Source organism: Anaerosacchariphilus hominis (genome assembly GCF_014290175.1).
GTDB lineage: Bacteria > Bacillota > Clostridia > Lachnospirales > Lachnospiraceae > Laedolimicola > Laedolimicola hominis.
In genome coordinates, this window is record NZ_JACOOR010000007.1 from 115,074 (window position 1) to 129,728 (window position 14,655).

The 14,655-nt window shown below is 52.8% G+C and carries 15 protein-coding genes; 12 read left to right on the forward strand and 3 right to left on the reverse strand.

The window, feature by feature from the left end:
- Position 1: 1 nt before the first annotated feature.
- From cytX to H8S44_RS12515, 5 genes are all read left to right on the forward strand, one after another.
- Positions 2–1,171: a putative hydroxymethylpyrimidine transporter CytX gene (cytX, locus tag H8S44_RS12495; RefSeq protein WP_186873756.1), complete on the forward strand. Its 1,170-nt coding sequence runs from the start codon at positions 2–4 to the stop codon at positions 1,169–1,171.
- 156 nt (positions 1,172–1,327) lie between these two features.
- A complete protein-coding gene (locus H8S44_RS12500; protein ID WP_186873757.1) occupies positions 1,328–1,798 on the forward strand; it encodes a YbaK/EbsC family protein in 471 nt (156 codons plus the stop codon).
- A 118-nt stretch (positions 1,799–1,916) separates the two neighbouring features.
- Positions 1,917–2,624, forward strand: coding sequence for a hypothetical protein (locus H8S44_RS12505; RefSeq protein WP_186873758.1), 708 nt, complete (start codon positions 1,917–1,919; stop codon positions 2,622–2,624).
- Between the two features lie 127 nt (positions 2,625–2,751).
- Complete coding sequence (locus tag H8S44_RS12510; protein ID WP_186873759.1) at positions 2,752–3,033, forward strand: nucleotidyltransferase family protein; 282 nt, start codon at positions 2,752–2,754, stop codon at positions 3,031–3,033.
- On the forward strand, positions 3,014–3,421 hold the full coding sequence (locus H8S44_RS12515; protein ID WP_186873760.1) for an HI0074 family nucleotidyltransferase substrate-binding subunit: 408 nt from the start codon (positions 3,014–3,016) through the stop codon (positions 3,419–3,421). The genes H8S44_RS12510 and H8S44_RS12515 overlap by 20 nt, the downstream gene beginning before the upstream one ends.
- Before the next feature lie 102 nt (positions 3,422–3,523).
- Here the strand turns inward: H8S44_RS12515 and H8S44_RS12520 are convergent, their stop codons facing one another.
- From H8S44_RS12520 to H8S44_RS12530, 3 genes are read right to left on the reverse strand one after another with little or no spacing between them, the layout of a single operon-like run.
- On the reverse strand, positions 3,524–5,233 hold the full coding sequence (locus H8S44_RS12520; RefSeq protein ID WP_186873761.1) for an ABC transporter ATP-binding protein: 1,710 nt from the start codon (positions 5,231–5,233) through the stop codon (positions 3,524–3,526).
- Positions 5,217–6,923: an ABC transporter ATP-binding protein gene (locus H8S44_RS12525; RefSeq protein WP_186873762.1), complete on the reverse strand. Its 1,707-nt coding sequence runs from the start codon at positions 6,921–6,923 to the stop codon at positions 5,217–5,219. The genes H8S44_RS12520 and H8S44_RS12525 overlap by 17 nt, the downstream gene beginning before the upstream one ends.
- Entirely contained in the window at positions 6,895–7,398 is a 504-nt protein-coding gene (locus tag H8S44_RS12530) for a MarR family winged helix-turn-helix transcriptional regulator (protein WP_186873763.1), read from the reverse strand. The genes H8S44_RS12525 and H8S44_RS12530 overlap by 29 nt, the downstream gene beginning before the upstream one ends.
- 182 nt (positions 7,399–7,580) lie before the next feature.
- Here H8S44_RS12530 and spoVT point away from each other — a divergent pair, with 182 nt between their 5' ends.
- The 7 genes from spoVT to H8S44_RS12565 all read left to right on the forward strand — a co-directional run bounded on the left by spoVT (position 7,581) and on the right by H8S44_RS12565 (position 14,582).
- A complete protein-coding gene (gene spoVT, locus H8S44_RS12535) occupies positions 7,581–8,129 on the forward strand; it encodes a stage V sporulation protein T (protein ID WP_207724164.1) in 549 nt (182 codons plus the stop codon).
- Between the two features lie 196 nt (positions 8,130–8,325).
- Positions 8,326–9,891, forward strand: a complete 1,566-nt coding sequence (hcp, locus tag H8S44_RS12540) for a hydroxylamine reductase (protein ID WP_186873764.1) — start codon at positions 8,326–8,328, stop codon at positions 9,889–9,891.
- Positions 9,892–9,972: 81 nt separating this feature from the next.
- A complete protein-coding gene (locus tag H8S44_RS12545; RefSeq protein WP_186873765.1) occupies positions 9,973–10,242 on the forward strand; it encodes a hypothetical protein in 270 nt (89 codons plus the stop codon).
- 191 nt (positions 10,243–10,433) lie between these two features.
- Positions 10,434–11,780 (forward strand): ABC transporter substrate-binding protein, encoded by a 1,347-nt coding sequence (locus H8S44_RS12550; protein ID WP_186873766.1) that lies wholly within the window; start codon positions 10,434–10,436, stop codon positions 11,778–11,780.
- Between the two features lie 87 nt (positions 11,781–11,867).
- A complete protein-coding gene (locus H8S44_RS12555) occupies positions 11,868–12,719 on the forward strand; it encodes a carbohydrate ABC transporter permease (protein WP_158362550.1) in 852 nt (283 codons plus the stop codon).
- 1 nt (position 12,720) lies between these two features.
- Complete coding sequence (locus H8S44_RS12560) at positions 12,721–13,563, forward strand: carbohydrate ABC transporter permease (protein ID WP_186873767.1); 843 nt, start codon at positions 12,721–12,723, stop codon at positions 13,561–13,563.
- 8 nt (positions 13,564–13,571) lie between these two features.
- Entirely contained in the window at positions 13,572–14,582 is a 1,011-nt protein-coding gene (locus H8S44_RS12565; protein WP_186873768.1) for a LacI family DNA-binding transcriptional regulator, read from the forward strand.
- Positions 14,583–14,655: the final 73 nt, after the last annotated feature.

A 14,655-nucleotide genomic window follows, 5' to 3' on the forward strand; every position in this document is an offset into this window, starting at 1 on the left:
GATGACAGAAAAGCGTACTTCTGTATTTGAAAACGGTCTTATCTGGTTCGGAGCCGGAGTCTCGATTGCGGAGATTCTGACAGGAACTTATCTTGCAGATCTGGGCTTCGGAAAAGGTCTGCTGGCTATTATCGTAGGCCACATCATCGGCTGCACCATGCTGTTCTTATCCGGTCTCATCGGCGGAAAGGTGCGAAGAAGCGCCATGGAAACGGCAAAGATGAGCTTTGGAAGCAAGGGCGGACTGCTTTTTTCCGCACTGAATGTGATTCAGCTGGTGGGCTGGACGGCTATTATGATTTATGACGGAGCCCTGGCGGCGGACGGTATCCTGGGCGTGGGCAACTGGGTCTGGTGTCTGCTGATTGGCGGCCTGATTATCGTGTGGATTCTCATCGGCATTGAGAACCTGGGCAAGGTAAATACGGTGGCCATGGCGGCGCTCTTTATTCTGACCATTCTGTTAAGCTTTGTAATCTTCGGCCACGGCGGCGCGGCCGTCACAGGAGGAGAAGGCATGACCTTTGGCGCAGCCGTAGAGCTTTCCGTAGCCATGCCGCTGTCCTGGCTGCCTCTGATCAGCGATTATACCAGAGAGGCGGAAAAACCGGTGCAGGCGACAGCGGTCAGCGCAGTCGTTTACGGCCTGGTAAGCTGCTGGATGTATGTGATTGGTATGGGAGCCGCGATTTTTACCGGAGAGTCGGATATTGCGCAGATTATGGTAAAGGCCGGGCTGGGGATCGCAGGCCTTCTGATCATTGTATTCTCCACCGTGACCACCACCTTCCTGGATGCGTACTCCGCAGGCATTTCCAGCGAGTCTCTGGGAGAGAAGATCCATGGAAAATGGGTAGCAGTTGTGGTGACTGTGATCGGTATTGCAGGAGCCATCCTGTTCCCCATGGACGATATCACGGACTTCCTGTATTTCATCGGATCTGTTTTTGCGCCGATGATTGCCATTCAGATTGCGGATTTCTTTATCCTGAAAAAGTCAGAGAGCAAAAGAGCCTTCGAGTGGAAGACGCTGGTAGTGTGGCTTCTGGGCTTTGTCATTTACCGGTGGCTGATGAATGTGGACATGGTCGTAGGCAATACTCTGCCGGATATGGTGGTTACCATTGCGCTCTACGTGGTTGCAGAGAAGCTGGCGGGAGAGAAGAGGTAGGCGTTACATAAAAGAATGGAAAGAGGGGCAACACCTGATAAAAAGCGGAATCGGAGAAAGGAATCTTCGATTCCGCTTTTTATTTGCCTGTCAGCATGGTAGAATAAAACAAAATGCGCGAAGGAAGCAAAAGAGAAGACAGGAGGAAGAAACATCATGTCGCAGAAAAAAGCAGAAAATTACTTGGAGCAGAAAGGGTTCTTAGATCACGTAATCCGTCTGGAGGCATCTACGGCCACCGTGGCGGAGGCAGCGGACGCATTGGGTGTGGAGCCGGGCATGATAGCCAAGACCATGTCCTTTCTGCTGGATGACCAGCCGATACTGATACTGACGGAAGGAACGGCCAGAGTAGAGAATCGAAAATACAAGGATACTTTTCATATAAAAGCGAAAATGATTCCCTTTGAAGAGGTGGAGCAATGGATCGGCCATGCGCCGGGCGGGGTCTGTCCCTTCGGCATCAACGATGGTGTGAAGGTCTATCTGGATGAGAGCCTGCGCCGCTTCGAGACCGTGTATCCGGCAGCAGGGGACGCTCACAGCGCGGTGAGGCTTACCATTCCGGAACTGGAAGAGGTGGCGGGAGCCGTTGGGTGGGTAGACGTCTGCAAGGAACTTCAGTAACGATATTTGTCCCTATTATCATGAACTGTAAATCTGCGGGATAAAATTCTGCTTTTCTGTAGTAAACCTGAAAAAGAAGCGTTTATATAAGTAAAGGGAAGAGAAGGAGGATTATCCTATGAAAAAAAGACTTAGTCTGTTACTGATAACAGCCGCCGCAGCCACATTTCTGACAGCCTGCGCCAGAAGCGCGCAGACTCAGGACACCGTCGGAGCCGAGCCCCAGGTACAGACCGGCGATGCAGTGTCTGAGGAGGAGAGCACAGATGGTTCCGGTGACGCAGCCACACTGCCCGATCTCACGGAATCCCGCCCGGTGGCTTATGCGCCCTGTGTCCGGGTGAACGGCGTCATTTACCAGGATACCGGGTTCTTAAGCAGCATGGTTGGCTGCGGTAATATGGACGGAAAGATTACCACTTCAGTGGAAAGCACCCAGCTGCCTGTCAAAGACGATGAAGCCAATTTCGGAAAAGGGTATGGCTACCAGTTCGGCGCGGACGACACCCTGCTTGTGTACTGGGACGACGAACCCCATATCTTCCGGAATGTGGATTCTGTGGACACGTCGATCCCGGCGGAGGTACTGCATTTTACGGCTGAGGTAAAGGAAGTAAACGAGGGGAATCTTCTGGTGACCTACATCGCTGTGGCCGACGGCTTTCAGGAAATGTCCGCAGGCGACTATGTGGTTTCCGCAGATAATCTGATGGACGAGGTACAGACCGGCGACACCGTGGAGATCTGGTTTAGCGGTTACATCCAGGAGACCGACCCGGCTCAGATCGGACTGGCATACCGGATTGAAAAAGTGAATGAAAAATAGAAAAGTCGTCAAAATGTCGATGATACACAAAGAAAAGTCGTCAAACAGAAATAGAAAATGTAGTGAAACTTGCGGAAACAGGGTAAGCGTGATAAACTGGTAAAAACGATACAAGGTGAGATAGAAAATGAATGTAATGTCCATTGATACGTTAATTGAACAGGTATCAGCCATTTGCAAAAAGAATCATGTGCAGCATCTGGAGCTTTTCGGTTCCTTTGCGACGGGGACGGCGACGCCGACCAGCGATATTGATTTTGTGGTATATGGCTGCAAAGATATTTCCCGGCTGGAAGCGGATCTGGAGCAGATAGAAACCCTTCGGAAAATCGATGTGTTTGATTATGACAGCATTCGAAATCCTTACTTGCTGGAGGATATAAAAAAATATGGAAAACAAATATATTAACCGGTATCATACGTTTTGTAAAAGTCTGGAGAACCTAAAGAAGAGCCAGACTGCAGATCCCCATGCAGATTTTGTTCTGGAGGGTACGGTGTTGAATTTCAGCCTGACCTTTGATATCGCCTGGAAGGTTCTGAAGGACATTCTGGTGAAGAAGCTGGAGATTCTGGATTTTGCCATCGGTTCCCCCAGAGAAACCCTGCAGCAGGCATTTACCAATGGCCTGATAGATGATGATCGGTGGATGCAGATGCTAAAGACCCGGAACTATCTGGCCCATGATTACGACGGAACCTTTGCGGAAAAGAAATTTCAGGATATCATAGAGATTTACTGCCCTTTGTTTGAAAAGATGAAGCAGCAGGTAAAAAAATATTATGATGAAATGTAGAATTTAGAAGGTAATGTATAGAAAAAGTCAGCCATTCTCAGGCTGACTTTTTCTATAGGAAATCTATTTTTATGGAATTTCTGCGCATCGCGAAGTGCGTTTCTATGAACGAAGTGAATAGGAACGGCCGAATTCCGCGGAAGTCCGGTGGGAAATGGAAAGCACGGTACGGTTCTTGGAAACGCGGCGCAGGGCCCGCAGCACATGCTGCTCGGTTTCCGCATCCAGATTGGCTGTGATCTCATCAAGCAGCAGAAGCTCCGGATCGGAGGCGGCCGCCCGGGCGATGGACAGGAGCTGCCACTGGCCCTGGGAGAAAAGCTCCGGAGAGCAGGGAGTGTCATATCCCAGATCCAGCCGGGATATGGTATCGGCCAGCTCCGTCAGTTCCGCGACCTTTTGAACGGCATCGTCTGAGATGGACGGGTCGAACAGCGTAATCTGCTCACGCACGGTTCCGGGAACCGGATGGAAGGACTGCTCCACGTAGCCGAAGAGCTTTCGTCTGGCATCCTCGGGAATGGAATCCGCCGGGACGCCGTGGATCAGCATCTGCCCGGAATCGGGACGGTACAGGCCCAGAAGAAGTTTGAAAACGGTACTTTTTCCGACTCCAGTGCGGCCAAGCAGGGTGAGCTGGTCGCCGGATTCCACAGTCAAATTCAGATGGCTCAGAACCAGCTTGTCATCGTCGTAAGAGAAGGTGACGTCGCGGAATTCCACGAAGGGGGCGTCCGAAGGAGTCTGCGTGCCAGCACAGGAATCCATTGTTCCGGACTCAGCAAAAGCGCCAGAATCGGGAGTAGTCGATGGGGACGGTTCTTTCTCCTGCAGCCCGAAAAACTCCTGAATCCGGTGAATGCCCGCCACCGCCGACTGAATAGTCTGAATCTCCATGCCCAGACTCTCCACCGGAGAGAAGATCTGGGAAATATAGTTCATGACTGCCACAGCCGTTCCGGCGGACATGCCGAACAAGGTCAGCGCCCGGGGATTTCCTGAAGCAGACAGGAGCATGACCAGAGCCACCACCACGGCGTTCAGAATCAGAATCACCGGCGAATAGACCGCATCGTAAAAGTTCGTCCGTTCCATGGCCCGGTAGCTGTCGCCGATATAGCGGTCGTATTGCTGCTCCATGTAGCGCTCCTTGCCCAGAGTATGGATGGTGCGGATGTTGTGCAGGGTCTCCGGTACGTGGGCGGAGGCACGGCTCACAGCCTTCCGGTTCTCGATCTGGGCGGAGAGCATGTTTTTCTGTACATGGCGTGTAAAGAAAAATAACAGGGGCAGCAGGAGCAGGAAAATCAGCGCCAGGCCCTTGTTCCGAAACCAGATGAGCGTCAGGATACTTAAGATTTTGCAGGCGTCCGCGAACATACTGATGATGCCGGAAGTGAACAGATTCTCCACCGTATCCACATCGCCCACAAAGCGGGACACCACGGCGCCGGGCTCCTGGCGGTTCAGTTCTTCCGCGGAAAGCCGCACGAATTTGGCCATCAGGCGGCTCCGGAGTGAGTGGGTGATCTGCTGTCCGCAGATGGTTAGCAGCCCCTCGCGGGCGGATTCCAGCAGTCCGGTCAGGGCCAGCATGGCAAAATAGAGCAGAACCAGGAACAAAGAAGGCATGGTTCCCAGAGTCAGGGTATCGATAATGCGTCCCAGCACCAGGGGCGGCACCAGGGCCGTCAGTACGGCTCCACAGACCGAGAGCAGGATGCAAAAGACAAGAAGCCGGTGCTGTGCCAGGGTGGAGGGGATGATCTGGCGGACGGAGGTGGTTTCGTTAGGGTTATTTGTATGTCGCATACTCCGGCACCGTTTCTTTCACTTCTTCGTGGCTTCCCATGACCGCCTGCCCATCCTTCAGCCAGATCACCTGCTCCATTTCCGGAAAAAGATACAGACGATGGAAAATCAGCAGCACCACCGAATCCGCTGCGTAAGTCTTCAGATTTTCAAAAATTTTCCGCTCGGTGTTTCGGTCCAGCGCGGAAAAGGGGTCGTCCAGAATCAGCAGAGGCTTTTTATGGCAGAGAGTACGCGCCAGCGCCAGCCGCTGGGCCTGGCCGCCTGACAGTCGGACGCCGCCATTTCCCACAAGAGTATGGATGCCCTCCGGCATTTTCTTAATTTCCTCATCCAGGCATACCAGCCGCAGGTACTTCCAGGCGTCACCTTTATCGCCCATGAGTACATTATGTTCAATGGTATCGTTAAAAAGCTCCGGATCGTGTCCCAGGTAGCCGATCTCCCCGAGCCGCGTCCGCTCATCCATTTCCGAAAGCTCCCGGTCTCCCAGACGGATACAGCCCTCATAGGGATATTCGCAGAGAAAGGCCCTGCCGAGAGAAGACTTTCCACAGGCCACCGGGCCGGTGACGCCGATGAACTGTCCCGGTTTGGCATCAAATGAGACCTGAGAAAAGAGCGTTTCATTTCCCGGATAGGCGAAGCCAAGTCCCTGCACGGTAAGGCTGGCAGGTGCGCCCGTCTCCGGTGTGCCCGGAGTCTCCGGCGCGTACATGAGGGGTCTGATCCGCTGCCAGGAGACCTGGGCCTTATGTACGGCGTTGAAGAGCTTGGCTGCGCTGGAGGACTTCACCGCAAGCCTGGTAAAGCAGGAGACAAAGGTGGTGAAGGCCGCGATATCCCAGGCCGTCCAGCCCTGGCCCAGTACATTGCGCCCGCCGAAATACAGGATGAAGACCAATGCCGCCATGGAAATAATCCGGTAAATGGGTGGCAGGGAGGCGTTCCATATATTGGCCCGGACAGCGGAGCGCTCGTAGGCGGATAGGTTCTCTTCGTAGGCGGCGGAGCGTTCCTGTTCACAGCCGAAGACCCGGTAGGTGACGGCGTTGGTGGCCCGGTCAAGGGTGGCGGCGCTTAGAACTCCCGACTGTTCCTTGAAAGCTGCACCGGTCCGCTGCACGATGCCTTTCATTTTCTCGGCGATTGCATAAGAAACCGGCGGGAAAATCATGCTGATGAGAGCCAGCCGCCAGTCGTAGAAGAGCAGCATGGCCGCATAGGCCAGCAAGGCCACGCCCGTATCGAAGATTTCCGTGGTAAACTTCCGCATGCACTCGGCGCAGTCATCCACGTCCAGGATGGCCTTGGTCATTACATTTCCGGCTCCCTCCTCTGAGAGCGTCCGGCGGCTCTTCTGGACCAGACTGCCGTAGAGGATATGCTTCATCCGCCGGTTCACATTGTTGGCGAAGCGGCGCACGTAAAATCGTTTGATATATCGGGAGAACTGCACCACGCCGATGGCGCACACATAGGCTAGCACCAGGGCCAGCATATCGGAAAAGAACCGGTCCCCGTTCAGAATATCGATGAGACAGGCCGCCATTTCGCCCTCAAACCAGGGTCCGGCCAGCAGTCCCAGATTGTAAATGAGGCCCGACAGGGTGACGGCCAGCAGAACCTTCCATTCCGTCTGAAAGTAACACAGCACCCGGTCAGAGCGGAAACGTTTTTTCATATTCATGGCTTTCCGCCCCTTTCTCTGCATGAATCCTCCGGGTTAGGTTTTCGAAATCCGCCTGCCGTTCCCGTTTGGATTTCCGGTAGAGCATATCTAAAGTAGAGCAGAAGGCCGTTCGTTCTGCCTCCGGCAGATCCTCAAGGAGCCATTCATAAAAAAAGGTCTCGATCTCCGCCTTGGAGTTCTTTAGATGCTCCGCCTTTTCCGTGGCGTACAGCAGCCGGCTGCGCCCATCCGCAGGGTTGGGCCTGCGAACCAGATAGCCCTTTTCTTCCAGCCGGGCCGCCCGTCTGGCCGCCGCGCCCTTGTCGATCTGCAGCGCCTCCCGCACCGCCGTCTGGGTAATCCCCGGTCGATGCCGCACCAGATGGATAAAGTCAAACTCGGCCGTGCCGATGCCCTCCTCCTTCATGGTCTGTACGGTGAACTTGCTGACCTCTCTGGCGATCTTTGTGATTTTTCTCTGGGTATGGTCCATGGGTAAATCCTCTCCGGTATCTGAAAATAAAAACCTGATTTTAAAATAGTTGTAGATACATCTAAATGGATGGTAGTACAACTAAATTATGAAGTCAAGGGAAAATTTGGAATAGTATAAAATCCCTCCATTTACAGATACTACTTCCAGAAACGGATAGTGCAGTAAATGGAGGAATATTTATGAAAGCTACAGGAATCGTGCGGCGGATCGATGATCTGGGGAGAGTGGTGATTCCCAAGGAGATACGCAGGACTCTCCGCATCCGCGAGGGAGATCCGCTGGAGATTTTTACGGACCGGGAGGGAGAAATTATTCTGAAGAAATATTCCCTTATCGGAGAACTGGGAACCTTTGCGAAGGAGTATGCGGACAGTCTGGGACAGGTATCGGGTATGATGGTGTGTATCGCTGACCGGGACGCGGTCATCGCGGCTGCAGGCGGCGCGAAGAAGGAGTATATGGGGAAGCCCATCAGTCCGGGGCTGGAGCGGCTGATTCAGGAGCGTGAAAATCAGCAGGCAGATACGGACGGGAAAAACTATGTGCAGATCATCGCGGATGAGACGGAGGAAATTTACAGTGAAACCATCTGTCCCATCATTGCCCAGGGGGACGCCATCGGCGCCGTGGTGCTCTTTGCCCGGGAACCCGGAGTGAAGATGGGGGAGACGGAGATGAAGCTGGCTTTGGCAGCGGCTAACTTTCTGGGTCGTCAAATGGAGCAGTAGGAGGTAAAAACTTCCGGAAGAAAAAGAAGATTTCGTGGTTATAACCACATACAGAAACGAAAAGAAGATTTATACTGACCCTGGGCTTAAGAAAAAAGCGAAAAGCGATTTCCGGCGGCCCGGGGTTCTATTTTTACTCAGACCATTTTATGAATGAAACTTCATGTTTTACAGAAAATAAAAGGAGGAGCTTTTTATGGATACGAAAATGTTTTGCTTTCAATGTGAACAGACCGCCGGATGCAGAGGTTGTACCGGAAATGCGGGAGTCTGCGGCAAGACCGCAGATGTGGCGGATCTGCAGGATAAGCTGACGGGAGCCCTGATCGGGATGGCCCGGGCTGCAAAGGGAAAGCGGACAGAAAACTCGGATCAGCTGATTCTCGAGGGCCTGTTTACCGCCGTGACCAATGTAAACTTTTATGATAAGACGGTTCAGGAACTGACAGATCGGGTTCACGGGGAGACTGCCCGGCTGGGAAGCGCCGTGCAGGACTATAATATGAAACATCTCTGGGACGCCCAGGAAGATATTCGTTCCCTGAAAGCCCTGCTTCTCTTCGGCATCCGCGGCATGGCGGCCTACACTTACCACGCGGCTGTGCTGGGCTACCGCAGCGAGGAGGTCCAGAGCTTTTTCTACCGGGCTCTGATCGCCCTGGGAAATGATAGTCTGGACAGGAACGACCTGCTTCCACTGGTCATGGAAACCGGAAAGGTGAACCTGACCTGTATGGAGCTGCTGGATAAGGCAAATACAGAGACTTTCGGCACACCGGTTCCCACGGAGGTTTCCCTGACTGTGGAAAAAGGCCCCTTTATCGTAATTACCGGTCATGAGCTCTATGACCTGAAGCTGTTGCTGGAACAGACGGCGGGAAAGGGCATCAACATCTATACCCATGGCGAGATGCTTCCGGCCCATGCTTATCCGGAGCTGAAGAAATATCCCCACCTGAAGGGCAATTTTGGAACCGCATGGCAGAACCAGCAAAAGGAATTCGCGGACATTCCCGCGCCAATCCTCTACACCACAAACTGTCTGATGCCGGTGAAAGACAGCTACCGGGATCGGGTATTTACCACGGAAGTGGTTTCCTATCCGGAAATGGTGCATATCGGCGGGGACAAGGACTTTACGCCGGTCATTGAGAAGGCCCTGGAGCTGGGAGGCTATGAGAGCGATCAGCACTTCACGGGAATCAACGGCGGCCATCAGGTGATGACAGGTTTTGGCCATGGTACGGTGCTTGGCGTGGCGGATAAGATCATCGATGGCGTGAAGAGCGGAGCCATCCGCCATTTTTTCCTGGTGGGCGGCTGCGACGGCGCGCGTCCGGGCCGGAACTACTACACGGATTTCGTGAAGCAGACGCCGAAGGATACCCTGATTCTGACCCTGGCCTGCGGAAAATACCGGTTCAACGATCTGGATCTGGGCACCATTGACGGCCTGCCCCGGATTCTGGACATGGGTCAGTGCAATGATGCCTACAGTGCCATCCGTGTGGCGGTGGCCCTGGCAGATGCCTTCGGCTGTGGCGTCAACGACCTGCCCCTGTCCATGGTTCTGTCCTGGTACGAGCAGAAGGCGGTCTGCATCCTGCTGACCCTTCTGCATCTGGGTATCAGAGACATCCGCCTGGGCCCGACCCTGCCGGCCTTCGTATCCCCGAATGTGCTGCAGTATCTGGTAGAACAATTCGGAATCAAGCCCATTACCACACCGGAAGAGGATTTAAAGGCGATTCTGGGAGAGTAAAAGGATTCCTTCGGAAATAAATTGACGGAAAGAAGCTTCCCGATTAAAATAGAAGCAGTAAAAGAAAGGGAGGCGGATACCATGTACTATGTACCCGAAGGAACCCGGGAGTGCGGCTTCTATGAATGTAAAAAATGCGGCAACCGTTTTTTATCCCTGCAGACCATGCAGCGGATCCCATGCCCGGACTGCGCGATGGATATCGATTATGAGATCGGGCCGGACGAATCCATGGAGGATGTGACGGATACGGCGGAGCTCATCGAGAAGCTGGAGGGCGAGGAAGAGATCGAAAAAATGGACGGACTCTTAAGCCTAGCAGTCATCGGCGGCGATTGCGAGTGGATCTAGTGAAAAATTGCACAAAAAATAGAATTGAAAATTTGCAAAACTGACGAAAAAAGCAAGGAGCGACAAAAACTCCTTGCTTTTCTTTGTCAGAAGGACTATGATAGAAACATAAGAACTGGAAACGTTTCCAATGAAACGTTTCCAAAACGGATTCCAACAAGGAATTCAACCATGAACGGGAGGAAATCATTATGAACAAGAAACTCTTAGCCCTGACACTGAGCGGCGCTCTGGCAGCTTCCATGCTGGCAGGCTGCGGCGGATCTTCCAACGGAGGAGACACGTCTACATCTACAGACACGAAGGCAGATACCACAGAAGCAAGCGGAGCAGAAGGCTCTGTATACTATCTGAATTTTAAACCGGAGCAGGATCAGCAGTGGCAGGATCTGGCAAAGGCTTATACCGAGGAGACCGGCGTACCGGTAACCGTTGTGACAGCGGCATCCGGTAACTATGAGACCACTTTGATGAGTGAGATGGGCAAGAGCGGCGCTCCGACCCTGTTCCAGGTAAACGGACCGGTGGGTCTGGCGAACTGGAAGGATTACTGCTATGACCTGGCAGGATCCGATATCTACGGACAGCTGACCAGCGATAACTACGCGCTGAAGGAAGATGACACCGTATACGGCATCGCATATGTAATCGAGTCCTACGGACTGATTGTAAATAAGACACTGCTGGAGAAGGCAGGTTACACTATCGACGATATCCAGTCCTTCGCGGATCTGAAAAATGTAGCCGAGGATATCACAGCACGCTCCTCTGAGCTTGGCTTTGCGGCATTTACCTCTGCAGGTATGGACGGCTCCTCTGACTGGAGATTCAAGACCCATCTGGCAAACCTGCCGATTTACTTTGAGTATCAGACCGATGGTATCAGCAGCACAGACGCCATCAAGGGAACCTACCTGGACAACTACCGCGATATGTGGGATCTGTACATCAACAACAGCACCTGCGATCCGAAGGAGCTTTCCGCTAAGACCGGCGACGACTCCAGAAACGAGTTCCTGGCAGGCGACGCAGTCTTCTTCCAGAATGGTTCCTGGGAGTACGCGAACCTGACAGGCGACGGCGGTTATACCGATGACGACCTGGCTATGATTCCGATTTATATCGGCGTTGGCGACGAGGCAAATCAGGGTCTCTGCACCGGTACAGAGAACTATTGGTGTGTGAACAACCAGGCAGACGAGGCAGATATCCAGGCAACTCTGGACTTCATGAACTGGTGTGTAACCTCTGAGCTGGGAACCAAGACTATGGCTGATGAGATGGGCTTCGTTATTCCGTTCAAGGGCGCGCAGGAATCCAAGAACCTGTTTGTAAAGCAGGACGCAGAGTACACCGCAGAAGGCAAGACTCCGGTATCCTGGAACTTCACCACCATGCCCTCTGAGGAGTGGAAGAACGGCGTAGGCCAGGCTCTGACCGCATACGCAGCAGACCAGACCGACGCAAACTGGGCAGGCGTTGTATCCGCATTCGTTGACGGATGGGCAACTGAGTACCAGATGGCAAACGGCCAGTAAAAGAAAGAGACTATTTTAAGGGGCGGGCAGTTCATACTTGCCTGCCCCTTTTCTACTCAATTTTAACTCAGAAAGGAGTGCAGAATCATGGAAAAAGCGATCAAACGTTGGTCGCCCCTTTTTGTACTGCCCACGCTTCTGGCTTTTACGATTGGATTTATCATTCCCTTCTTTGAGGGACTGTATCTGTCCTTCTGCCAGTTCACGACAGTAAAAAACGCGAAATTTACAGGCTTTGGAAATTATAAAAAAATCTTTTCCGACCTTACATTTTTAAGCTCCTTTAAGTTTACGGTGCTCTTCGCGGTGGCCTCCATTGTGCTGATTAACGTCATTGCCTTTGCACTGGCGCTGCTTCTGACACGGAAGCTTAAGGGTACCAATATTTTCCGTACGATCTTCTTTATGCCGAACCTGATCGGCGGTATCGTGCTGGGATATATCTGGCAGATTCTGATCAACTGTGTGCTTTCCATCGTAGGACAGCCGCTTTTGGCATTGAACAGCTCCGCAGGCTACTGGGGACTGATTATTCTCATGTGCTGGCAGCAGATTGGTTACATGATGATCATCTATATCGCGGGACTGCAGAATGTCTCCGATGACCTGCTGGAGGCAGCTCAGATCGACGGAGCGACGCCCTGGCAGACTTTATGGAAGGTGAAGCTTCCTATGGTTATGCCGTCCATTACCATCTGTGTATTCCTGACACTGACCAACTCCTTCAAGCTCTTTGACCAGAACCTGGCACTGACCGGAGGAGATCCGAACCATATGACAGAGATGCTGGCGCTGAATATCTATCAGACCTTCTACGCAAGGGCAGGCGCCCAGTGGAAGGGTCTCGGCCAGGCCAAGGCCGTACTGTTCTGCCTGCTGGTTATCGTAATTTCCGTGCTCCAGCTGCGGGCTACACGTAAGAGGGAGGTGCAGCAGTAAGATGAGAAAGAAAAAACAGATACAGGATACCGTCATGGTAGTGTTCCTGAGCATTCTGGCGCTGTTGTACGTCTATCCGATCGTCATGATTCTCTTTAACTCTGTAAAGAGGGAGACGGCGATTACCACCTCCGGCGCGTTCACCCTGCCGACGGCGGACACCTTCGCAGGTCTGGCGAACTACGCCAACGCGATTGCCTCCAAGGGCTTTTTACAGAGCTTAGGCTACAGCCTTCTGATTACCATCACCTCTGTGGCGGCGATTCTTATCTGCTGCTCCATGTGCGCCTGGTACATCACTCGGGTAAAGGGAAAGCTGTCAAAGATTCTGTATTACCTGTTTGTATTTTCCATGGTCGTACCCTTCCAGATGGTGATGTTCACCCTGTCCCAGACAGCGGATTCCTTAAACCTTAACAAGCCCTGGAATATCTGGATTATCTACCTGGGCTTCGGAGCGGGCCTGGCAGTTTTCATGTTCGCGGGCTTTATGAAATCCATTCCCCTGGAAGTAGAGGAAGCGTCCATGATCGACGGCTGCAATCCGCTGCAGACCTTCTTCCTGATTGTACTTCCCATGCTGAAGCCGACCCTGGTATCCGTAGGAATCCTGGAGGCCATGTGGGTATGGAACGATTACCTTCTGCCGACCCTGGTACTGGATATTAAGAATTATAAGACCATTCCTATGTTGATCCAGTATTTCCGCGGAAGTTATGGTAAAGTAGAGATGGGCCCCATGATGGCAAGTATTATGTTAACTGTAATACCCATTGTTATCGTATATCTGCTGGGCCAGAAACACATTATCAAAGGAGTGGCTGCGGGAGCAGTTAAGGGATAAACATACAGATGACAATCAAAGACATTGCGAAGGAGTCCGGATACGCGGTGGGTACGGTGTCCCGTGTGCTCAATAATCATCCGGATGTATCGGAAAAAGCGCGAAAGACCATTATGGCGGTGGTGGAAAAGCACCATTTTAAATTAAACAGCAACGCCAAGCACCTGAAGCAGCAGGCCAGCAGCGGAATCGCGATTATCGTAAAGGGTTCCCAGAATATGCTGTTTGCTTCCATCGTGGAGCGGCTGCAGCGGCTTATGAGCGAGAAAAAGTATGCTTCCTTCATCTACTATATCGGTGAGGAGGAAAACGAGGTGGAGCGGGCCGAAAGGGTATGTCTGGAGCGGCATCCCTTGGGGATTCTCTTTCTGGGAAGCGACCTGGAGTTCTTTAAAGAGCGGTTTGACCGGCTGGAGATTCCCTGCGTGCTGGTTACCAACTCGGCGGCGGAGCTGGGCTTTGACAATCTCTCCAGTGTCAGTACAGACGACGAGTCAGGCGCGCAGGCAGCGGTGGAACATCTTTTGAAGCTGGGCCACCGGAACATCGGTATCCTGGGCGGTTATATGGAAAAGTCCCATGCGGCCCATACTCGATATAAGGGCTGCGAAAAGGCCTTCGCGGAGCAGGGCATGAAGCTGGAGCCCGGTCGGCAGTATCGGTCGGCGTTCTTTTCCATGGAGGAGGGCTATCACGCCATGGAGCAGCTGTTTGAGCAGATGCCGGATCTGACGGCGGTATTTGCCATGGCAGACGTGCTGGCAGTGGGCGCTATCCGCGCCGTCCGGGACCGGGGACTGCGGGTTCCGGAGGACGTTTCCGTGATGGGCTTTGATGGAATTGAACTGGGAAATTATCTTTCTCCGCGGCTCACTACGGTGCGCCAGGCCAGAGAAAGGATAGCTGACCGGAGCCTGGAAATTCTGCTCTCGGATATTGCGGGAGAGCGTCCGGCGGTGCATGAGCTTCTTCCCTTTGATATCGTGGAGGGAGAGAGCGCGGCGAAAATCGCCCGTTAAGACGGAACAGAAGATAAGATGGGTAACGGTGAAGATATGGAATAATTACGGTGTACGCTTCAGGCGGACACGG